Source organism: Streptomyces sp. NBC_01669, from assembly GCF_026339735.1.
Classification (GTDB): domain Bacteria; phylum Actinomycetota; class Actinomycetes; order Streptomycetales; family Streptomycetaceae; genus Streptomyces; species Streptomyces yanii.
Genome location: NZ_JAPEQG010000001.1, coordinates 5,459,863 through 5,481,720 on the forward strand (window position 1 = coordinate 5,459,863; position 21,858 = coordinate 5,481,720).

Annotated in this window: 19 protein-coding genes and 1 riboswitch; of the genes, 16 read left to right on the forward strand and 3 right to left on the reverse strand. The window is 70.6% G+C overall.

All coding sequences use genetic code 11. The features are described from left to right. Positions 1-40: 40 nt before the first annotated feature. Both OG972_RS24570 and OG972_RS24575 read left to right on the forward strand, forming a co-directional pair. On the forward strand, positions 41-790 hold the full coding sequence (locus OG972_RS24570; protein ID WP_266990692.1) for an HNH endonuclease family protein: 750 nt from the start codon (positions 41-43) through the stop codon (positions 788-790). 134 nt (positions 791-924) lie between these two features. After that, positions 925-1,671, forward strand: a complete 747-nt coding sequence (locus tag OG972_RS24575; RefSeq protein WP_266984819.1) for an N-acetyltransferase — start codon at positions 925-927, stop codon at positions 1,669-1,671. 41 nt (positions 1,672-1,712) lie between these two features. Here OG972_RS24575 and OG972_RS24580 read toward each other — a convergent pair whose 3' ends face one another. Both OG972_RS24580 and OG972_RS24585 read right to left on the reverse strand, forming a co-directional pair. Next, positions 1,713-2,444 (reverse strand): hypothetical protein, encoded by a 732-nt coding sequence (locus OG972_RS24580; protein WP_266984820.1) that lies wholly within the window; start codon positions 2,442-2,444, stop codon positions 1,713-1,715. A gap of 77 nt (positions 2,445-2,521) precedes the next feature. Next, the gene (locus tag OG972_RS24585; RefSeq protein ID WP_266984822.1) at positions 2,522-3,355 is read right to left on the reverse strand and encodes a DUF4190 domain-containing protein; all 834 of its coding nucleotides are present in this window, start codon (positions 3,353-3,355) and stop codon (positions 2,522-2,524) included. Positions 3,356-3,582: 227 nt separating this feature from the next. Here OG972_RS24585 and OG972_RS24590 point away from each other — a divergent pair, with 227 nt between their 5' ends. The 3 genes from OG972_RS24590 to OG972_RS24600 all read left to right on the forward strand — a co-directional run bounded on the left by OG972_RS24590 (position 3,583) and on the right by OG972_RS24600 (position 8,071). Beyond that, positions 3,583-5,787, forward strand: a complete 2,205-nt coding sequence (locus OG972_RS24590) for an N-6 DNA methylase (RefSeq protein ID WP_266984824.1) — start codon at positions 3,583-3,585, stop codon at positions 5,785-5,787. A 155-nt stretch (positions 5,788-5,942) separates the two neighbouring features. Next, positions 5,943-6,542, forward strand: a complete 600-nt coding sequence (locus OG972_RS24595; protein WP_266984826.1) for a hypothetical protein — start codon at positions 5,943-5,945, stop codon at positions 6,540-6,542. Then, a complete protein-coding gene (locus OG972_RS24600) occupies positions 6,539-8,071 on the forward strand; it encodes a serine/threonine-protein kinase (RefSeq protein ID WP_266984828.1) in 1,533 nt (510 codons plus the stop codon). Before OG972_RS24595 ends, OG972_RS24600 begins: the two co-directional genes overlap by 4 nt. Positions 8,072-8,143: 72 nt before the next feature. Here OG972_RS24600 and OG972_RS24605 read toward each other — a convergent pair whose 3' ends face one another. Next, complete coding sequence (locus OG972_RS24605; protein ID WP_266984830.1) at positions 8,144-10,660, reverse strand: YfhO family protein; 2,517 nt, start codon at positions 10,658-10,660, stop codon at positions 8,144-8,146. 133 nt (positions 10,661-10,793) lie between these two features. Between OG972_RS24605 and OG972_RS24610 the strand changes: the two genes are divergently transcribed. From OG972_RS24610 to OG972_RS24660, 11 genes are all read left to right on the forward strand, one after another. After that, positions 10,794-11,750, forward strand: a complete 957-nt coding sequence (locus tag OG972_RS24610; protein WP_266984832.1) for a glycosyltransferase family 2 protein — start codon at positions 10,794-10,796, stop codon at positions 11,748-11,750. After that, the gene (locus tag OG972_RS24615; protein ID WP_266984834.1) at positions 11,747-12,136 is read left to right on the forward strand and encodes a GtrA family protein; all 390 of its coding nucleotides are present in this window, start codon (positions 11,747-11,749) and stop codon (positions 12,134-12,136) included. Before OG972_RS24610 ends, OG972_RS24615 begins: the two co-directional genes overlap by 4 nt. 176 nt (positions 12,137-12,312) lie before the next feature. Continuing rightward, positions 12,313-12,969: a SurA N-terminal domain-containing protein gene (locus OG972_RS24620; RefSeq protein ID WP_266984836.1), complete on the forward strand. Its 657-nt coding sequence runs from the start codon at positions 12,313-12,315 to the stop codon at positions 12,967-12,969. 154 nt (positions 12,970-13,123) lie between these two features. Continuing rightward, positions 13,124-14,086, forward strand: a complete 963-nt coding sequence (locus tag OG972_RS24625) for a nucleoside triphosphate pyrophosphohydrolase (protein ID WP_266984838.1) — start codon at positions 13,124-13,126, stop codon at positions 14,084-14,086. Positions 14,087-14,095: 9 nt separating this feature from the next. Further along, entirely contained in the window at positions 14,096-15,373 is a 1,278-nt protein-coding gene (locus OG972_RS24630) for a cytochrome P450 (RefSeq protein WP_266984839.1), read from the forward strand. Positions 15,374-15,478: 105 nt separating this feature from the next. After that, entirely contained in the window at positions 15,479-16,354 is an 876-nt protein-coding gene (locus OG972_RS24635) for a transglycosylase family protein (protein WP_266984840.1), read from the forward strand. 300 nt (positions 16,355-16,654) lie between these two features. Next, a riboswitch (cyclic di-AMP (ydaO/yuaA leader) is annotated at positions 16,655-16,826 on the forward strand. Positions 16,827-16,829: 3 nt separating this feature from the next. Beyond that, positions 16,830-17,558: a transglycosylase family protein gene (locus tag OG972_RS24640; protein WP_266984841.1), complete on the forward strand. Its 729-nt coding sequence runs from the start codon at positions 16,830-16,832 to the stop codon at positions 17,556-17,558. Between the two features lie 294 nt (positions 17,559-17,852). Then, positions 17,853-19,133, forward strand: coding sequence for a phosphopyruvate hydratase (eno, locus tag OG972_RS24645; RefSeq protein ID WP_030926869.1), 1,281 nt, complete (start codon positions 17,853-17,855; stop codon positions 19,131-19,133). Positions 19,134-19,235: 102 nt separating this feature from the next. Then, positions 19,236-19,706 (forward strand): septum formation initiator family protein, encoded by a 471-nt coding sequence (locus OG972_RS24650; protein ID WP_266984843.1) that lies wholly within the window; start codon positions 19,236-19,238, stop codon positions 19,704-19,706. An 83-nt stretch (positions 19,707-19,789) separates the two neighbouring features. Beyond that, positions 19,790-20,395 carry a DUF501 domain-containing protein gene (locus OG972_RS24655; protein ID WP_266984844.1) on the forward strand — a complete coding sequence of 202 codons (606 nt, stop codon included), beginning with the start codon at positions 19,790-19,792 and terminating at the stop codon, positions 20,393-20,395. A 115-nt stretch (positions 20,396-20,510) separates the two neighbouring features. Further along, on the forward strand, positions 20,511-21,452 hold the full coding sequence (locus OG972_RS24660) for a Ppx/GppA phosphatase family protein (protein ID WP_266984846.1): 942 nt from the start codon (positions 20,511-20,513) through the stop codon (positions 21,450-21,452). Positions 21,453-21,858: the final 406 nt, after the last annotated feature.

The window sequence follows — 21,858 nt, forward strand, 5'->3', positions numbered from 1 at the left end:
AGGACGGTTTCGAGTGATATCTTCCCGCGCGTACCGAGTGATGCTGCCCGCCCTGAGCGCGGCGACCGTGCTGGCCCTGGCGGGCTGCGACCCCGAGGACGTGATCGCCGAGGGCGGCAGCAGCAGTGGACAACAGGGCGGCGGTTCCGCGGGCGGCTTCGGCGCCAGCCCGCTGAACAACCCCGACGGCACGAAGCCGGGCCTCGCACCCCTCACCAGCGAGGCGGACCGGGCCGCCGCCCGGAAGGTCATCGAGAAGGTGAGCACCAAGGGGCGCGGACCGAAGACCGGTTACGCGCGGGACGAGTTCGGCTACGCCTGGAAGGACTCGGTCGACGGAGTCCCGCTGTCCCGTAACGGCTGCGACACCCGCAACGACCTGCTGGCCAGGGACGGCAAGGACGTCGAGTTCCGGTCGGGTTCGGACTGTGTGGTCGTCTCGATGACCCTCAAGGATCCGTACACCGGCTCGACCATCGAGTGGCGCAAGCAGCAGGCGACGAAGGTCCAGATCGACCATGTCATGCCGCTGTCGTACGACTGGCAGATGGGCGCCGCCCGCTGGCCCGAGGCGAAGCGGCAGCAGATTGCCAACGATCCGCTCAACCTCATTCCGGTGGACGGTCCGGCCAACAACGCCAAGCGGGATTCCGGTCCCGCGTCCTGGCTGCCGCCGTACAAGCAGATCCGCTGCTCCTATGCGGTGCGGTTCGCGCAGGTGTCGCTCAAGTACGCCCTTCCGGTGACCACCGCGGACAAGCGGGCGATGCTGGCGCAGTGCGGCGGCTGACGGGGCCGGGCGGATGAGAAGCCGTCGCGGACGAGGCCCCCGGGAGGACGGGCTCCGGGTGCAGGTCGGCCCCCTCGCCGCCGCACTGCAGAATTCGGTGGCCGACAGGAATACCGCCGCCTAGCGTGGGGTGGATGGAGCTGACCATCACCACGCTTGCCGCGCGCCCCGAGCTTGCCGGGCCCATGCACGAGATGCCCGAAACCTGGCCGGAGTTCGTCGTGGAGGATCTCGTCGGGTGGGCGAACTACCCGCGGATCGCTGTCGAGTTCCCGGAGTATTCGCTCGTCGCGACGGACCCCGACGGCACGGTCGTCGCACGGGCCTACAGCGTGCCGTTCGCGCTGAATGCCCCCGGCCGAGGAGAGTTGCCCGAGGGCGGCTGGGACCAGGTGCTGCTGTGGGCGTTCTCCGACCTGCGGCGCGGGTCCACGCCGGACACGGTCAGCGCGATCGAGATCTGCGTCGCCAAGGGGTGGCAGGGGCAGGGCATTTCGGGGCGGATGGTCGCCGCGATGCGGGAGAACGTCGGGAGGCTCGGGTTCCGGGAGCTCGTCGCTCCGGTGCGGCCGAGCGCCAAGCACCTGGACGCCTCGGCTCCGATGGAGGAGTACGCCCGCCGGACCCGGGCGGAGGACGGGCTGCCGTACGACCCGTGGCTGCGCGTCCATGTGCGGGCGGGCGGGGTGATCGAGACGGTGGCGCCGGTGTCGATGACGGTGTCCGGCTCCCTCGCGCGGTGGCGGTCCTGGACCGGGCTGCCGTTCGACGAGGACGGTCCGGTGGAGGTGCCGGGGGCGCTGGTGCCGGTGCACTGTTCGGTGGCGCACGGATACGCGGTGTACGTGGAGCCCAATGTGTGGGTGCGGCACGGCGTGTGAACACAGCGGGAACCCGCCCGGGCGGGCGGGTTCCTCAGGTGTCAGACGGCCGGTCTCTTCACTGCGAACGGTTTGTCGAACTCGGAGAACTCGGCCGTGAGCGGGGTTCCGGTGCTGAAGCCCAGCTTCAGGATGTGGGGTCGGCCCTCCGTGGCGACCGCCGCCGTCCATGTACCCCGGCCCGCCGTGCCGGTGAGGGACAGTGCGGGCGTGGAGCCGACCGTGGTCGCCCGGCCCTTGCGGGCGGTGGCGCCGCTCCCCGCCAGGCGGTCGAGCAACCCCATCCGGTCGCAGTAGCTCAGGGCCTCCGCCGTGTACCGGTCCCAGGGGCGTGCCTTCACCCAGCGGCCCGTCAGTTTCTTGACCTCGGTGTCCACGGTGGTGCGGGACCGGCCCGCGTCCGCCGCCCGCAGCATCGCCTCGTCGGACTGGGTGTAGACCGTGCCGCCGGTTCTGACCAGCTCCATCGTGCCCGCCGCGCCCATGGACAGGGTCACCGTGCACTCACCCCTGATGTCGGTGGCGACGTACGCCTGGACGGGAGCGCCGTCCGGCGACTTCGTCCCGACGGTGATGCGTACCGCCTTGGCCGCCCGGGTCGCCGCGAGGGCCTTGTTGACGACCTCGGGGCCGCTGAGCCGGCCGAACGGCGCGGGGTCCCGCTGTTGGGCGAACACCGTGTCGCAGGCGGTGAGTCCCAGGGCGGTGACCACGCAGAGGGACGCCGTCGCGGTACGGAGAGCGGTTGCGGCGATGCCGACCGGGGGGCGCATGGGCGGGCTCCGTCCTGGGCGAGGGGGAGGGGAGGGGAGGGGAGGGGAGGGGAGGGGAGGGGAGGGGCGGGGTGGGATCAGAGCGCGAGGTCCCACTGGGTGGCGTCGTACGTGAAGCCGGGGTTGACCTCGACCGTCAGGTTCTTCGCGTCCGCCGGGGCGTCGAAGGCGAACTGGACGGTGACCTTCTTGCCGGGCAGGACCGTGCCGCTGAAACCCTCGCCGACCTTGCCGTCGAAGATCTGCTCGGCGTCCACGCCGTCCTTGCCGGCTCGCGCCTCGACGTTCACGAGCGCCGCGTCGAACTTCTCCTTGCCCGCGTTTTCGATGACGACCGCGATCCGGTACGCCTTGTTGCCCTTCGTGTGGCCGGCGGCGTACGCGTCGGGGGTGTACGAGGTCGCGTCGCCGACCGTGACCGTCAGGTCGTCGTCGTACACGGCCGAGTCCCCGGCCTCCAGTGCCTTCCCGGCGTCCTTGTTCTTCTCATTGCTCTTGGCGGAGTCCGAGCCGCCCGCCTTCGGCGCGGCGGAGGCGGTGGTGTCCGACACCGCCTTGTCGAGTTCGTTCACCGCCTCGTCCACCGCCTTGAAGGTGATCACCGCGCCGACCACCGAGAGGATCAGCGCGATCAGGCCGAGGACGGCGCCGAACGTGGCCATGCCCTTGTTGGTGGCCTCGCCGCGCTTGGCGCGACCCCGGCCGACCAGGCCGAGGATCAGGGCGATGAGGCCGAGGATGCCCGCCAGCCAGAAGAGGAACGGGATCAGGCCCGAGACGGCTCCCACGATGCCGAGGATCAGCGCGGAGATGCCGAGCCCGTTGCGGGCCGGGCGCAGGCCGGGCGTCTGGACCGGGGTGTACGGCTGCTGGGGCTGCGGGGACTGCGGCGGCTGCGTGAACTGGGACATGGCTGTGCCCTCCGGCAAGTGCAGGGATGAGTGGTGAGCGGTTCGTTGCGCCACCTGATGTAGCGACAGATCAATAACAGCAGAGCTTGTGAACCGAGTCAACACGATTCACAGAAAACTGCTTCGTGCACACTGTGAATCGGTGCCGGGGGAAAGGGTCGGTATGCTCGCGGACACAGCAGGCAGCGTGGACCCGTAGGAACGCATCAGGACCAGGGAGACAGCCAGTGCCGGAGAACTCGACAGAGGTGACCGCGGCCGGAATCGCCCGACTCGCCGGGGTGGGGCGTGCCGCCGTCAGCAACTGGCGCCGCCGCCACGCAGACTTCCCCAAGCCGGTCGGCGGCACCGAGACCAGCCCGGCCTTCGCTCTCCCCGAAGTCGAACAATGGCTCCGCGACCAGGGGAAACTGGCGGAAATCCCGCTCCGTGAACGGGTCTGGCAACAGCTGGCCGGACACCCGGCCGGCGCCGTCCCCGCCCTCGTCCACACGGGCTGCGCCCTGCTTCTCGTCCGGGACAGGCCCACCGCCTGGCTGGAGATCACGGCCGTGTCGGACGCGCGGATGGCCAAGGTGCTCCACCTCGCCCTGAACAGCCTGCTCACCGCACGCTTCGGACCTGCCACCGGCGACGCGGACGGAAGTGCCGGTGGAGGCGGAACCGGGTACGAACGGGCCGTTCACACGCCCACCGCCGAAGAACTGCTCCCGTCCGTCCCCCTGCTGCGGGCGGCCGCCGAACTCGCCGCCGAGACGGGGGCCCGCCAGGCCTTCGAATTCCTCCTCGGCCGTCAGCTCGCCGCCAATCCACGTCAGTTCACCCTCACCCCGCCCGGCCTCGCCGAACTGATGGCCGCGCTCGTCCGGACCGGCGACCGGCCCGCCCGCACGGTCCTCGACCCGGCCACCGGCACCGGCGCCCTGCTGCGGGCTGTCAGCAGTCCGACCGCCCTGTACGCGCAGGACGCCGACCCGGATCTCGCCGCGCTCAGCGCCCTGCGCCTCGCCCTGCACTCCGACACCGACGGCAGCAATCCCATCGCGCTCGCCGTGCGGACCGGCGACACGCTGCGCGCCGACGCGTTCCCGCGGCTCACCGTCGACGCCGTGCTCTGCCACCCGCCGTTCAACGAACGCAACTGGGGACACGACGAGCTCGCCTACGACCCGCGCTGGGAGTACGGCCTCCCCGCGCGCACGGAGTCCGAACTCGCCTGGGTCCAGCACGCCCTGGCCCATTTGCGCGAGGGCGGCACCGCCGTCCTGCTGATGCCCCCGGCCGCAGCGTCACGCCGCTCCGGCCGGCGGATCCGCGCCGATCTGCTGCGCCGCGGCGCGCTGCGTGCCGTCGTCGCCCTCCCGGCCGGCGCGGCACCCCCGTACGGAATCCCGCTCCACCTCTGGGTGCTCCGCAAGCCCGGTGCCGGTGTCCGCCCCTCGCCCGAACTGCTGCTCGTGGACACCGCCGAGCCCGCCGAACCGCCCACGGCACCCGCATCCGCCCCCGCGTCCGGCGGGCGCGACCGGCTCGACTGGCAGGCGGTGCGCAGTGCCGTGCTGGATGCCTGGGAGCCGTTCGACGGGCGGACCCGTTCCGAGCCGGACATCCCCGCCGAAGCGGCCGGGCAGGAGCGGCCGGGCGTCAGCCGGGTCGTCCCCGTCATCGAACTCCTCGACGACGACGTGGACCTGGCCCCCGCCCGCCATCTGCCGTCCCCGGCGGCCGCCGGCGGACCGGGCGAACTCACCCGCGTGCGGGACCGGCTCACCGAGACGCTGCGACTGACCGCGACCCTCACCCCGCCGCCCGCGGACGTCTCCGGACCGGCGCACTGGCCGCTCACCACCGTCGGCGAACTCGCCCGCGCGGGCGCCCTTCACCTCCGTACCGGAGGCACCGGCACCGGCACCGGCACCGGCACCGGGGCCGCCCCCGTCCCCGTGCTCACGGAACACGACGTCCTCGGCTCCACCGCCCCCTCCGGAACACTCCCCACCGCCCCCGCCGGCTCCGAGGGACCGCCCGAGGAACCGGTCCTCGTCGAGCCGGGCGATGTCGTCGTCCCCGTACTCGGCGGCGGCTCCGTCGCCCGCGTGATCGACGAGGCGACCGCGGGCGCGGCACTGGGCCGCAACCTTCAGCTGCTGCGCCCCGATCCGGCCGCCGTCGACCCGTGGTTCCTCGCCGGTTTCCTGCGCGGCACCGCCAACAACCGTCAGGCCAGCAGCTATGCGTCGACCGCCACCCGGCTCGACGCCCGCCGTCTCCAACTGCCGCGGCTGCCAATGGCGGAGCAGCAGCGGTACGGGGAACGGTTCCGCGCCGTGGCCGCGTTCGAGGACGCGCTGCGGCTGACCGGCAGGCTCGGCGGACAGCTCGTCCAGGGGATGTACGACGGTCTGACGGACGGTACGGTCACACCGGAGTGAGCTGAACCACAACGGTTCCGTACAACCCGGGGGCCGTTGTCGGTGTCGCCCTTTACGCTCAGATCTGCCAGATCTGCGCGCGCACGTGTTCACATACCCGCACGGGTACGTACGCGTGCGCGCGGGACCTCCACGACCACGTACCAGGAGCAGCCATGTACGCCCCGGGTCATCCGCCGACGCCGCAGCGCCGGGTCCCCAGCCGGGCCTGGATCGTCTCGATGCGTGTGCTGTTCGTCGTGCTCGCGGTGGGCTCGATCGGCCTGCTGTTGTGGGCGCCGTTGCTGCGGCTGGCGATCGTGCGCCGTCGCGCGTCCGACTGGTGGCTGACCGGGGCAGGCTTCGTGCTCGTCTGCGTGCTCCTGCCGATCATCGGCAGGGAGGACACCAATCCCGATCCGAACGGCATCGACTTCTTCTTCATACCGCTGCTGCTCGTGGCGATCGTCGCCGCCTGCGCGTACTACCTGTACGGGGACATCCGCCACTACGAGCGGCTCACGAAACAGCAGTTCAGCGGCGGGTATCCGCCCCCGGTGCCGGGGTACGGGTACATGACCACCGCGCCCGTGCACCAGTCGCTGCCCCCTCGGCCTCAGCAGTACGAGCAACCGCAGCCGCCTCAGTACCGGCCACAGCCGCAGCCTCACCCGCAGCCCGTGCAGCCCGCGCCCACCCCGCCCCACCGCATCGACCAGGTCCGTGCCGAGCTCGACGAGCTGAGCGACCTCCTCCGTCATGAGGAGGACCGATGAGCGGTCGCGTCATCGCCGGACGGTACGAGCTGGCGACCATCCTCGGCCAGGGCGGCATGGGCCAGGTCTGGACGGCGTACGACCAACGCCTCGACCGCCGGGTCGCGGTGAAACTGCTCCGGCCCGACCGGGTCGCGGGTCCCACCGGCAGCGAAGCGGTCGACGAGCTGCGTCGCCGCTTCGTCCGTGAGTGCCGGGTCACCGCCCAGGTCGACCACCCGGGCCTGGTCACCGTCCATGACGCGGGCAGCGACGGCGACGACCTGTTCCTCGTCATGCAGTACGTCGAGGGCTCCGACCTCGCCGACCATCTCGCCGAGCACGACCCGTACCCCTGGCAGTGGTCCGTCGCCGTCGCCGCCCAGCTCTGCGCCGCACTCTCCGCCGTGCACGCCGTGCCGATCGTCCACCGCGACCTCAAACCCCGCAATCTGATGGTGCGTCCGGACGGCACGGTCACCGTCCTCGACCTGGGCGTCGCCTCCGTCCTGGACAGCGACACCACCCGCCTCACCCACACCGGCACGCCGATCGGTTCGCCCGCCTACATGGCGCCCGAGCAGGCGATGGGAGGCGCCGTCGGCCCGTACACCGACCTGTACGCGCTCGGCGTGCTCCTCCACGAACTGCTCAGTGGAGATGTGCCGTTCGCCGGCTCCACCGCCCTCGGAGTGCTGCACCGCCACCTCTACGAGCCGCCGCTCCCGGTCCGTCAGATCCGGCCCGAGGTCCCGGAACCCCTCGAATCGCTCGTGCTGCGGCTCCTCGCCAAGGACCCGCAGCACCGCCCGGCAAGTGCCCAGGAGGTGTACGAACACCTCGCCCTGCTCCTTCCGTCGAGCGGCACAGGGCTGCCGACCGGCCCGCTCGACCCGACCCGCCCCTTCCTGCGGCCGCACGCACCGTGGCCCGACCGTGTCACCACCCCGCCCGCCGCGCAGCCCGCGCCGGTGGCCGCGAAACCCGATGTCGCAGCCGCGGTCGACGAGGTCAAGCAGCTGCTCGGGCAGGGCCGGATCACCCAGGCCGTGGACATCCTCGGCGGCATTCTCCCGGCCGCCGCCGAGCAGCACGGTGAGGGTTCGCCGGTGGTCCGCATCCTGCGCAAGCAGTACGCGGCGACGCTGATGGACGACGGGCAGTACCGCCGCGCCCTGCCCGAACTGCGGCGCCTCGCCGACGACCGCGCGGTGGAGGCCGGACCGGCCGACACGCAGACGCTGCAGTACCGCTACGACGCGGCGCACTGCCTGGAACAGCTGGGCGAACCGGCGGCCGCGCTCGCGGAGTACCGGGCGGTCCTGCCGTACTACGAGAACCAGTACGCGACGGGAAACAACCCGGCACGGTCCTTCGAGATCCGTCAGCGCATCGGGTATCTGCTGCTCGCGGTCGGCGACCATGCGGCGGCGCGCGGACAGCTTCAGGCGCTGCTCCACGACACCGAGCGGATGTACGGGCCGCACCATCCGCTGCCCGTGGAGCTGCGCCGCCAGCTCGACCGGCAGCTGCAGGTCCGCGGCGGCTGAGAGTGTCCGGCAGTAGGCAACGCCGCGAAGCCTACTGCCAGGCACTCTGAGCGACCCCCCTGTCCGGTCTGCTCAGCCCGGTCCCGCCAGTGCGAGCCGGGGGCGCCGTCGCAGCAGCACAGCCCGCGCCGCCCCCGTCCCCGCCATGACGAGCAGCGCGCCCGTCCCGACCGCCGATCCCGCCCGCAGCCCGGGCGGCCGGAACGTGCACTGCACGGCGGAACCCCGGGCGGGGACCGGCACCGCGACGAGTCCCAGATACGCGTCCGCGGGCCGCCCCGCGCACCTCCAGCCCGCTATCCGGGGTGCGGCGACCACGACGGTGCCGCGGCTCCCGGGCGGCAGTTCGGCCCGTATCGCCCTGTCGCCGACATGCACGGACGTCGCCCCCGTGCGCCGCAGCCCGGCCACGGCGGCGGCCAGCCGGTCCCGGTCCAGGCAGCCGAGGGGCTCGCGCGGCACGGTCCCCGGGCGGACGGACCTGAGCGTGACCACCACCCGCACCGTCCCGCCCGCCACCGCCGCGCCGGCCACCGGACCGATCCGCTCCATCGCCGCCCGCCGGGACGGCAGCATGCCCCGGAGCAGGATCTCCCGGCCCTCGCCCAGCCGCGCCGAGCCGAACACTCCGGGTGTCCACACGTACGCCTCACTTCCCGCCGGACAGCGCGCGCTGAGCAGATACGTACCGCGTCCCACCCGGTGGCTGTAGGCGCCCCGGTCCTCGACGGGGGCGCCGTTCACCGCCCGGATGACGGTCCGCGGCACCGTGTAGACCCGCGAGCCGAGCAGCACCTCCTGGTTCCGGAACGGTGACCGGCCGAAGGACGGAGCCGGGCCCGGTCCCCGCACGGTCACCAGCGGCGGCACCACTTCCCGGAGCACCGTCACCGGCCGGTCGTCCGGCGGCGCGTCCCACCGCTGGTGCGGGTCGCGCGGCCCGCGGACCCGGGCACCGACCGCGAAGATCGCGTCGGTGACGGGGTTGTCGAGGCTCTGGACGGCCCGCCCGTTGGATGTCCAGCCGGCGCCGAGCGCACCGAGCGTGCGGGTCAGCACGGCCGGCGTGTGGCTGCTGTAGTAGGCGGCGCCCTGGCCGCCCACCAGCAGCGGATCGTTGGCGGTGGTCTGCTCCCGGCCGGGGTCGGTGCGGTAACGCGGCCACGCGTCCGCGCCCGCCACCGCGGACGCCTGGACGCGCTGCCGCTCGCCCCAGGGCGCGTAGTCGTCGAGCCGGGCGAGACGCTGCCGGTCGGCGAACGCGGTGGTCGCCGCAGCCTGTCCCGCCAGCGCGCCGATCAGCAGCGCGGCGGCGAGCAGCGCGCAGCGGCCCCGGCCCAGCAGGACGAGCGCGGCGGCGGTCGCCACCAGACCGGCCGCGAACAGCGGGTACGTCCAGTGCGAGACGAGATCACTGGCGGCCGCCCCTGCCGCGATCAGCATCAGCACCGCGCACCCGGCGAACAGGGCGCGGCGCCCCGGCCGGCCGTACGAGACCGAGAGCCAGGCGGCGACCACCAGCAGTCCGGCGAGCACGAACGTCTGCCGGTACGGACTGCCGTTGGGCGTCGCGAAAGCGTGCCAGAGCAGATGGGTCGGCCCCCACTGCATCGACAGCGCGACCCCGGCCACCAGCCCGGCCCACGCCCACCGCTCGCGCCGCGGTACCGCCGTCTGGAAGGCGAGCACGCAGGCCGGCAGCAGGGCGACCGTGCCCAGGAAGAGCGCCGGGGTGAAGAAGTCATAGGTGCCGGGAAGCAGCCGGGCAAGGACATCGGGCCAGGCCGCGGGGCGGAACGTCCGGTCCCAGCCGGGATAGGCGTGTCTCGTGCCGAGATAGACGGGAAGCAGGACGGGCGCCGCGAGACCGGCCCCCAGCAGCACGGTCCGGGCCGCCCGCACCAGCCCCCGTACCCTCGTCCCCTTCTCACCCACCGTCAGCAGACGCACCACCAGCACCAGTGCGGCCCCCAGGGTCGCCATGTACGCCGTATAGAAGTTGGCGGCCCACACGACCGCGACGAGCAGTGGTGCCACCACGCGGCGGCGCCCCGTCCGCGCCCACTCACCGGCCAGGCAGAGCAGCGGGAGAGCGATCAGACCGTCCAGCCACATCGGGTTGTACGCGGCCTCGGCGACCGACCAGCCGCACAGCGCGTACGCACTGCCGAACACCCCCGCCACCCAGGGGCGTCCGCCGCGCAGGGTCAGAAGCAGAAAGGCCATCGCCGCCGCGGCCGACGCCATCTTCAGGACCGTCACCACGTACACCGCGAGGTCGATGCGATCCCGCGGAAAGACCCCGACGAGCAGCGCGAACGGGCTGGTCAGATAGGTGCCCAGGTCCGGCAGGAAGCTGGTCCCGTATCCGGAAGACCAATTCAGGAACAGCCCGCCGTCGGCGTTTCCGTGCAGCAGGTCCCAGAGCCGGATGTGGAACGGAACGAACTGATTTCCCAGGTCACTGACACTCCTTGTGTGCGGCCCGAACGGAAAGCTGCGGGCCGCCGCATCGCCCGCGCACACGGTGACGGCGGTGATCAGTGCGGCGAGCCCGGCCGCGGCCGGGCGGGGGCGGAAGGTCGGCATACGGAGGAATATGGCAGCCACGGGCGAGTGAACCGTGTCGAAGTGTTTCCTCCATAGTTCAATTCACGTAATGGTTGCTCACTATCCATGTGAAGCATCTCCATCTGACTGACCGACAGGGTGAGATAATCCCGTGCTGATCTCGCTGGTGGTGCCTTGTTTCAACGAGGAGGAGATCCTCGGATGCTTCCATACGCGTGTCACGGAGCAGATGACGCGGCTGGGGCATGATTTCCAGCTGGTCTACGTCGATGACGGCAGCGCAGACCGCACGCTTCCGGTTCTGGAGGAGCTGGCCGCCACCGATCCGCGGACCCGCTACCTCTCCTTCAGCCGGAACTTCGGCAAGGAGGCCGCCATGCTCGCCGGCCTCCAGCACGCCGACGGCGACGCGGTCGTCATCATGGACGCCGACCTCCAGCACCCGCCGGAGCTCATCGGCCGCATGCTGGAGGAGCACGCCCACGGCTACGACCAGGTCATTGCCCGCCGCACCCGCAGGGGCGACCGTCTCACCCGCACCCTCGGCGCCCGCGCCTACTACTGGCTGATCAATCGCCTGGTGGACGTGGAACTGGTCGACGGTGTCGGAGACTTCCGGCTGCTGTCCCGGCGTACCGTCGACGCCGTCCTCGAACTCACCGAGTACAACCGGTTCTCCAAGGGACTGTTCGCCTGGGTCGGATTCCCGACGACGACCTTCGGCTACGAGAATGCCGTCCGCGAGCAGGGCAGCTCCGCCTGGACCTTCGGCAAGCTCCTCAACTACGGACTCGACGGACTGCTCTCGTTCAACAACAAGCCGCTGCGCGCCGCCTTATACCTGGGCATGGTACTGATGTCCGTCGCCCTCGTCTATGCCGCCTGGATCGTCGGATTCGCCCTGATGAAAGGCGTGGACACGCCCGGCTATGTCACGCTCATCGTCGTGGTCACGGCTCTTGCCGGGGTGCAGATGGTGATAGTGGGTGTGGTCGGTGAGTACGTCGGCCGCATCTACTACGAGGTGAAGCGGCGCCCGCACTTCCTGGTGAAGGCCGGCAATACCGCCGTACCGAATCAGCAGGCACGGGAGTTCGTACGCCGATGACGGTCCGGGCGCAGATGATCCGCTTCGCACTCGTCGGCGTCGTGAACACCGGTACGTACTACGTCTGCTATCTGGCCCTGCTGACCAGGCTGCCGTATCTGGCCGCGCATGTGATCGCGTTCGCGTTCAGCATGACCGGCTCGTTCCTGCTGAACTCGTACTTCACCTACCGGACCCGCCCCACCTGGCGGAAGTTCCTGCTCTTCCCGCTGACCAACGCCGCCAATTTCGCCATCACGACCGGGGGTGTCTGGCTGCTGGTCGACCTCGCCGGATTCAGCAGCCGGTACGCACCGCTGGTCGCGGCGGTGGCGGCCATCCCGATCACGTTCGCGGTCTCCCGCGTGATCATGCTGCGGCCGGAAACGGCCGTGGAGGGACGGTGAACAGGCCCACATCCCCAACTCCTCCCGAATCGTTGGTCGAATCAGTGGCCGGGATCACGCCCACTGCCTAACATCGATCACCGCAAGGTCTTGTGCGCCCGCCCGTCGCCCGGCCACCACCCGCAAGGGGGCGCGGCGCGCCGCACCTGCTGTCTCAATCTCCCCGGGAGGCTCCTTTGCACCGCCGCCGTCGCACCGCGCTCGTCGTCTCCGCCGCCATGCTCGCCGCGGCGCCGCTTCTCTCCGCCTGCGGCAACCAGGCCCACCCAGGTGCCGCAGCCGTGGTCGGCGGGGACCGCATCGAGGTGTCCACCGTGCAGGCGCAGGTGGCGGACGTACGCACCGCGCAGAACGAGTCCGACCAGTCCGTGCAGCTCATCAACAAGTCCGGGCAGCTCAGCCGGGCCAAGCTGCACGGGCTGATCTTCGACCGGATCCTGGACAAGGCCGCCGCGGACGCGGGAGTCAAGGTCAGCCGCAAGGAGGTCCAGGAGATGCGGCAGTCGGCGGTCTCCCAGTCCGGTGGAGAGACACAGCTGCAGGCGATGATGCTGCAGCAGAGCTGGGTCGCCCCGAACCAGATCGATGCCGTCCTGCGCGAGCAGGTCCAGCTGTCGAAGATCGCCCAGGCGTTCGGTGCCGACCTGCAGCAGCCCGCCGGGCAGAAGGCCGTCGGCGACGCGCTCAGCGCGGCGTCGAAGTCGCTGCACATCGACGTCAACCCGCGCTTCGGCACCTGGGACAACAAGCAGACCCAGCTCGCCAACTACAAGGCCCCGTGGATCACCCAGGTCACCAAGCCGGCCCAGCAGGAAGCCGCAGCCGGCGCCTAGCCAGGGTCTTTCGTCTGGATCATGCCGGGCTCGCGGGATCCGGCCTGATCCAAACGAAAGACCCAGGACTTCCGGCCGCCTTGCGATCGCACGCTCTGGACGACGCTCCTCATGGGGCAAACATGGCCGGTCACGGCACTAGTAGGTTGGTGGCGTGAACGCTGAAGACCCCGGTCGTATCGTCCTGCTCACCGCCAGCCACCGGGTCGCGCCCGGACTGCTGTCCTGGCCCGCCTGGCAGACGCTGCACGCCGCCGACCGGGTGCTCTGCGCCGAGTCGGACCACCCCCAGCTGCCGTATCTGCGCGAGGCCGGCGTCACCGTCGAGCACGCCGCGCCCACCGCGCAGGAACTCGTCGACGCCTGCGCGGGCGGCCGGACCGTCGTGGTCGTGACCAGTGGCGAGGGCAACCAGCCGCTGACGGACGGGCTGGCCCGGCTGGCCGGCTCGGGCCGGGTGCAGATGCCGAACCTGGAGCTGCTGCCCGGTTCGTACGATCTGCCCGGCGCCCGTCTCCTCGACCTCGTCCAGGTCATGGACCGGATCAGGGCCGAGTGCCCGTGGACCTCGCAGAAGACCCACGAGGGGCTCGCCAAGTACGCCATCGAGGAGGCGTACGAACTCGTCGAGGCGATCGAGGACGGCGACCGTGACGAACTGCGCGAGGAGCTCGGCGACGTCCTTCTCCAGGTCGTCTTCCACGCCCGGATCGCGGAGGAGGACACGGACGAACCGTTCTCCGTCGACGATGTCGCCGCGACCCTCGTCGAGAAGCTGATCCACCGCCATCCGCATGTCTTCGGTGACGAGACCGCCGAGACCCCGGAGGACGTCCACGCGCACTGGCTGCGTACCAAGGCCATCGAGAAGCAGCGCGACTCGGTCACCGACGGCGTCCCGCTCGGGCAGCCCGGGCTGGCGCTGGCCGCGAAGCTGGCGAGCCGGGTCCGTGCCGCCGGACTCGATGTGCCGCTCCCGACGGGCGACAGCATCGGTTACGAACTCCTCGCCCTTGCCGTACGCGCGGAACAGGACGGCACGGACCCCGAGGCCGCCCTGCGTGCTGCGGGCCGCGCCTACCGGGACGCGATCCTCGCCGTGGAGGCCAACGGATAACGTCAGGGGGTGAACGACAGCCCCGCCGACGCCCCCGAACTCTTCACCTGGGAGTTCGCCACCGACCCGTACCCGGCCTACGCCTGGCTGCGCGAGCACAGCCCCGTGCACCGCACCGCGCTGCCCAGCGGGGTCGAGGCATGGCTCGTGACGCGGTACGAGGACGCCCGGCAGGCCCTCGCCGACACCCGGCTCTCCAAGAACCCTGCGCACCACGACGAGCCGGCGCACGCCAAGGGGAAGACCGGCATTCCGGGCGAGCGCAAGGCGGAGCTGATGACGCATCTGCTGAACATCGACCCGCCCGACCACACCAGACTGCGCCGGCTGGTCTCGAAGGCGTTCACGCCGCGCCGGGTCGCCGAGTTCGCCCCCCGCGTGCAGGAGCTGACGGACCGCCTCATCGACAACTTCATCGAGGAGGGATCCGCGGACCTCATCCACGACTTCGCGTTCCCGCTCCCCATCTACGCGATCTGTGACCTGCTCGGCGTCCCGCGCGAGGACCAGGACGACTTCCGGGACTGGGCGGGGATGATGATCCGCCACGGCGGTGGTCCGCGCGGCGGGGTGGCCCGGTCGGTGAAGAAGATGCGCGGCTATCTCGCGGAGCTCATCCACCGGAAGCGGGAGAACCCGGGGGAGGACCTGATCTCGGGGCTGATCCGGGCGAGCGACCACGGCGAGCACCTCACCGAGAACGAGGCCGCCGCCATGGCTTTCATCCTCCTCTTCGCGGGATTCGAGACGACGGTCAACCTCATCGGCAACGGGATGTACGCCCTGCTGCGCAATCCGCAGCAGCGGGAGCGGCTGCAGCGCTCGCTCGACGCGGGGGAGAGTGGGCTGCTGGAGACCGGCATCGAGGAACTGCTGCGGTACGACGGTCCGGTGGAGCTGGCGACCTGGCGGTTCGCCACCGAGCCGCTGACCCTGGGCGGGCAGCGGGTCGCGGCGGGTGACCCCGTACTGGTGGTGCTCGCCGCCGCCGACCGGGACCCGGAACGGTTTACGGACCCGGACACGCTGGACCTCGCGCGGCGTGACAATCAGCACCTCGGATACGGGCACGGCATCCATTACTGCCTGGGCGCACCGCTTGCCCGACTGGAGGGGCAGGCTGCCCTGGCCACGCTGTTGAGGCGCCTCCCGGACCTGCGGCTTGCGGTGGAACCTACCGATTTGCGGTGGCGTGGCGGGCTCATCATGCGTGGACTGCGCACGCTTCCGGTGGAGTTCGGTCCCGGCCGGCGTTCCGGTGAAGGTGACACCCTGTCAACTCTGTGACTTTCACGTGATCTGCGCTGCATCGACTTGTGACAAGCGTTCGAGTGCCGCTACGTTCACCGTTCGACTCACCAGTCACTTGTCAGTCACACGGAAGGCAATCCCATGGGCTCCGCGAACGGCAGGCACCGTCGCCCTCGCCAGGCACCCGCGATCGTCGTCGCCGCAGGCGTGACCGGTTCGGCCATCGCCATCCCCCTGCTCGGCGCGGCCGGTGCGCACGCCGCCGACGCCACGACCTGGGACCGGGTCGCAGAGTGCGAGAGCGGCGGCATGTGGAGCGCCGACCTCGGCAACGGCTTCTATGGCGGTCTTCAGTTCTCGCAGGACGCCTGGAAGGCGTACGGCGGTGAGGCGTACGCCCCGCGCGCCGACCTCGCCAGTCGCTCGCAGCAGATCGCGGTCGCCGAGAAGGTCCTGGACGACCGGGGGCCGAAGGCGTGGCCCAGCTGTGCGGTGATCTCCGGGCTCACGGAGGACGGGTCGTTGCCGGGGGTCGACCCGGGAATCGTGCCGTCGGCCGAACCGGCGGAGAGCGGGGACGCGTCCGAGGCGCCGTCCGCCGAGGCGTCCGCCACGCCTTCGGGCAAGGCGTCGCACAAGCCGTCAGCCACGCCGTCGTCCAAGAAGTCTGATTCATCCGACTCGCCCCAGAAGTCTGGCTCGTCCAGCGGTGAGGCGGGTGGTAAGCACCGCGGTGCGCCGGCCCCCGAGGTGAGCCAGGACGCGGACAGGGGTGGCGACCGGGACTCGGGCCGGCACGCTTCCCGCGGTAACAGTGAGGGGCGCGACACGCGCGCGGCGGCGGCAGACGGCGATTACACCGTCCGGCCGGGCGACAGCCTCTGGGCGATTGCTGACGCACAGAAGGTTCCGGGTGGATGGCCCGCTCTCTATGAGGCGAACAAGGGTGCGGTCGGCAGCGACCCGGACCTCATCCTGCCTGGCCAGAGCCTCGATCTCGGCGTGAAGTCGAAGTGAGGACAGTCTGATAAACAGCTAAAACCACCCCAAAAACCGGGGTAGTTCAGGGACCTATGTCCGCTTATGCGTAAGTGAGACATGGGTCTCTTTGCGTCAACTGGCGTGTCGCGTCTGCCGGGTCTGTCTGCACCGCTCCTCACCTGCGAAAACGCTGTGCGATCGGATGCATGTAAGGACTGATTGTCCGTTATGCCCATCTTTGAATGTCGAGGTTGCGTACGTTTACGGTCGGAACCGCTCGCACCGCGGGCCCCGTCGACCGTCACGCCGAATCCTGCCGTCGGTCGAAGGGAACAGACGCGTAATGCGCCGTAGGCAGGAGCGGGGGACCCAGGTAAGCCGCCGGGCCCGATGGCCGAAAGACCGTCAGGACCGGCTCGGGGTGAAGTCGCGTGCTAGGACATGCGACCGGGCAACTCACTTGGCCCGAACCCGACAGCTCACCTCGTAGGCGTCGGTGAGGAGAAGTTCCATGCTGCTGAACAGCAAGGGCAAGCACCGTCGCCCGTCCAAGGCCGTCCGTGTCGCCACGCTCGCCGGCGTCACCGGTGCCGCCATCGCCGCTCCCCTGATGGGTGCGACCGGCGCCTCCGCGGCCTCCGTCGCCACGTGGGACGCCGTCGCCCAGTGCGAGTCCGGTGGCAACTGGTCCATCAACACCGGCAACGGCTACTACGGCGGCCTGCAGTTCTCGCAGTCCAGCTGGGCCGCCGCCGGTGGTACGCAGTACGCCCCGCGCGCCGACCTCGCCACCAAGGCTCAGCAGATCGCCACCGCCGAGAAGCTCCTCGACATGCAGGGCCCGGGTGCCTGGGGCTGCGCCGGCGCCGGCAACCTGACCAACGACGGCGTCGACCCGGGCGTCGACACCGGCTCCACCGCGCAGCAGAGCGCCCCGGCGCAGGAGTCGAAGCAGGCCGCGCCGAAGCAGGCCGAGCACACCGAGGCCCCCGCCGCCTCCCGCGCGGACCGCGGCACCGCCCCCAAGGCCGAGGCCAAGAAGACCGTCACCACGCCGACCGGCGCGAAGGTCGCCAAGGGCGACGGCGAGTACAAGGTGAAGTCCGGCGACTCGCTCAGCAAGATCGCCGCGCAGCACAAGGTGAAGGGCGGCTGGCAGCAGCTCTTCAAGCTGAACAAGGACATCGTCGAGGACGCCGACCTAATCTACCCGGGTCAGCAGCTCCACCTGACGAAGTAGGACGGGCCTGACGTGGACACGGGCTCCCCGTAGATACGGGCTCTCTCCTCCCCGAGCACCCCGACCCGGCGCGGATTCCCCCGTGCGCGCCGGGTCGGGGTTTGAGCGTTCAAATGTTGTCGTTACCGTCCAGTAGGAATCTGGACCTTTGCCCTGCTATGAGTGCCCTTGGGTCCTTTTTCGTCCCAGGAGGCGGGCGGTCGGCGGACCGAGGCGGCCCAGCCGGTTAGGCTCTTGTCGCAAGGCCAAAGCGACCCTGCACAACCAGCGTCATATCCCAGAAGGAGATGCCTCGTGCCGTCCATCGACGTCGTCGTAGCCCGGGAAATCCTCGACTCCCGCGGAAACCCCACGGTCGAGGTCGAGGTTGGCCTCGACGACGGCAGCACGGGCCGTGCTGCTGTTCCGTCCGGCGCCTCCACCGGTGCGTTCGAGGCCATTGAGCTTCGCGACGGTGACCCCAACCGCTACCAGGGCAAGGGCGTCGAGAAGGCCGTCCTCGCCGTGATCGAGCAGATCGGCCCGGAGCTCGTCGGCTACGACGCCACCGAGCAGCGGCTGATCGACCAGGCCATGTTCGACCTGGACGCCACCGAGAACAAGGGCTCGCTCGGCGCCAACGCCATCCTCGGCGTCTCGCTGGCCGTCGCACACGCCGCGTCCGAAGCCTCGGACCTGCCGCTGTTCCGCTACCTCGGTGGCCCGAACGCGCACCTGCTGCCCGTCCCGATGATGAACATCCTCAACGGTGGGTCGCACGCCGACTCCAACGTGGACATCCAGGAGTTCATGATCGCGCCGATCGGCGCGGAGTCCTTCTCCGAGGCCCTGCGCTGGGGCGCCGAGGTCTACCACACGCTGAAGAAGGTCCTGAAGACCAAGGGCCTGTCGACCGGTCTCGGCGACGAGGGCGGCTTCGCGCCGAACCTGGAGTCGAACCGCGCCGCCCTGGACCTCATCCTCGAGGCCATCAAGGAAGCCGGTTACGCCCCGGGCAAGGACATCGCGCTCGCGCTCGACGTCGCCGCCTCGGAGTTCTACAAGGACGGCAAGTACGAGTTCGAGGGCAAGTCCCGCTCGGCCGCCGAGATGACCGAGTACTACGAGGAGCTCGTCTCCGCGTACCCGCTGGTCTCCATCGAGGACCCGCTGTACGAGGACGACTGGGCCGGCTGGAACGTCATCACCCAGAAGCTCGGCGCCAAGGTGCAGATCGTCGGCGACGACCTGTTCGTCACCAACCCGGAGCGCCTGGCCCGCGGCATCGAGGAGGGCTCCGCCAACGCCCTGCTCGTCAAGGTCAACCAGATCGGTTCGCTGACCGAGACCCTGGACGCCGTCGAGCTCGCCCAGCGCAACGGCTTCAAGTGCATGATGTCCCACCGCTCCGGCGAGACCGAGGACGTCACCATCGCCGACCTCGCCGTCGCGGTGAACTGCGGCCAGATCAAGACCGGCGCCCCGGCCCGCTCGGACCGCGTCGCCAAGTACAACCAGCTGCTGCGCATCGAGGAGATCCTCGACGACGCGGCGGTGTACGCGGGCCGCTCCGCGTTCCCGCGCTTCAAGGGCTGATCGCAGGCCCGGCATCGGGCAAAGGCCCCGGCCTCCGTCCGTCCCCGCACTCGGTCCCGTACCGTGTGCGGGGACGGACGTGCGTAGTGGGGAGGCGGAGACATGGCCGCGAAGGACCGGGAACGGTTCTCCACCGCGACCCGGCTGCGACTGCTCGGTGAGCAGACCGCCGCCCGCGTCTACCGGTCCCAGAACCGCCGCCAGGCCCGCCGTTCCCGGCTCACCGGCCGGGCCGCGTTCCTCGCCCTGGTCGTCTGCTCCCTGGTGGTGGCGCTCGCGTACCCGATGCGGCAGTACGTGTCGCAGCGCGACGAGATCGCCGACCAGGAGCGGCTGGCGCAGGAGGCCGAGAAGCACACCGAGGAGCTGCGCGACGAGAAGGCGCGCCTCCAGGACGACGCGTACATCCAGCGGCTGGCCCGGGAACACCTGCACTACGTGCGTCCCGGGGAGACCAGCTACACGGTGATCGATCCGGACGCGGCGAAGGAGCGCAGCGGAGGGGCGAAGGAGACCGACCGGCCGTGGCACTCCAACCTGTGGGACGGCGTGGACAGCGCCGACCGCAACTGACTTCTCATTTCCCTTAGTTCACCTCGTCCCCGCAGCACTGTGCGGAGCCGTGGTTCACACATCCGAGTAGATCCAAGGCAGGCATGGAAACGCCCCCTCCCCAGACCGAGTCCACCACGCCCACCGAGGCGGACATCGCCGCGTTCCAGCAGCAGCTCGGCCGCCCGCCGCGCGGGCTGCGCGCGATCGCGCACCGCTGCCCGTGCGGCAACCCGGACGTGGTCGAGACGTCCCCGCGGCTGGAGGACGGTACGCCGTTCCCGACGACGTACTACCTGACGTGCCCGCGCGCGGCTTCCGCCATCGGCACGCTGGAGGCGAACGGCGTCATGAAGGAGATGACGGAGCGTCTGGCCACGGACCCGGAGCTGGCGGCTGCGTACCGTGCCGCGCATGAGGACTACATCGCCCGACGCGACGCCATCGAGGTGCTGGAGGGCTTTCCCAGCGCGGGTGGCATGCCGGACCGGGTGAAGTGCCTGCACGTGCTGGTGGGGCACTCGCTGGCGGCGGGGCCGGGCGTGAACCCGCTGGGCGACGAGGCGATTGCGATGCTGCCGGAGTGGTGGCGCAAGGGGCCGTGCGTCACGCCGTGCGGGCCGCCGGACGAGAAGGAGGGCTGGACGGTCGCCGAGAGCGAAGGCGGCCACTTCGCCTTCCGGCCGGCCGACGAGGCGGACGAAGGCTGACCGTGCCCGGGGGCTCCGCCCCCGGGACCCCCGCCCCTCGTCCGCCGGAGGGGCTCGAATCGGCGCCGGAGGGGCTTGGACCGGCGTCGGAGGGCTTGAAGACACAGGAGTACTCATGACGCGCGTGGCCGCCATCGACTGCGGTACCAACTCGATCCGTCTGCTCGTCGCCGACGCCGACCCCGCCACCGGTGAGCTCACCGAGCTCGACCGGCGGATGGAGATCGTCCGGCTCGGCCAGGGCGTGGACCGCACCGGCCGGCTCGCCCCCGAGGCGCTGGAGCGGACCTTTGCCGCCTGCCGCCAGTACGCGGCCGTCATCAAGGAGTACCGCGCGGAGAAGACCCGCTTCGTCGCGACCTCCGCCTCCCGCGACGCGGAGAACAGGGACGAGTTCGTCGGCGGCGTGCTGGACATCCTCGGCGTCGAGCCCGAGGTGATCAGCGGCGACCAGGAGGCCGAGTTCTCCTTCGATGGCGCCACCAAGGAACTCGAGGGCAGCGACCATCTGCCGAAGCCCTACCTGGTGGTGGACATCGGCGGCGGTTCCACCGAGTTCGTCGTCGGCGACGACCGGGTCCTGGCCGCGCGGTCGGTGGACATCGGCTGCGTACGGATGACCGAGCGCCATCTCGTACGCGACGGAGTTGTCACCGACCCTCCCACGCTCGGTCAGATCACCGCGATCCGCGCGGACATCGACGCCGCCCTCGATCTGGCCGAGGAGACCGTCCCGCTCACCGAAGCCGCCACGCTCGTCGGCCTCGCCGGCACCGTCACCACCGTGGCCGCGATCGCGCTGGGACTGGAGGAGTACGACTCCGAGGCGATCCACCACTCCCGGATCTCCTTCGAGCAGGTCCAGGAGATCACCGGACGGCTCGTCACCTCGACCCACGCCGAGCGTGCCGCGATCCCCGCGATGCACCCGGGGCGGGTCGACGTGATCACCGCCGGGGCGCTCGTCCTGCTGGGCGTGATGAAGCGGACCGGGGCCCGCGAGATCGTCGTCAGCGAGCACGACATTCTCGACGGGATCGCCTGGTCCATCGCGTAGCCGGGAGGCCGCCGGCCGCCCGTTCGAAAGGGTGCCCGAAAGGCTGTTCGCGGGGGTGCGGCAGGAGACGCCGAAAACGTGCTCATGCGCACTCCCGCCTGCACCTTTGAGCCGTCGGGAGCCCCTCCCGGACCCCTTCGGGAGATGCGCCGCGAGGAAGTTCGTGAACTTCTTCACAAGGAATTCGGCCCCTTGGTGCGCACTTCTGCTCCGTACGGGGCCTCGCGACCGTCCGCGAGCCCGTTCGCTGCGCATACGGGACGGTTCCGGACGTGTTGCTGGAGTGGTGGTCGAAGGGGTGGTCCACCCCGCTCGCAGGGCTCAAGGGCCAGCTCACAAGCGGTGAACAACGTTCGCCACCGCATCGTGGTTCCCTTGCGGCGCCATGACCTCGGTCACGAGGGCG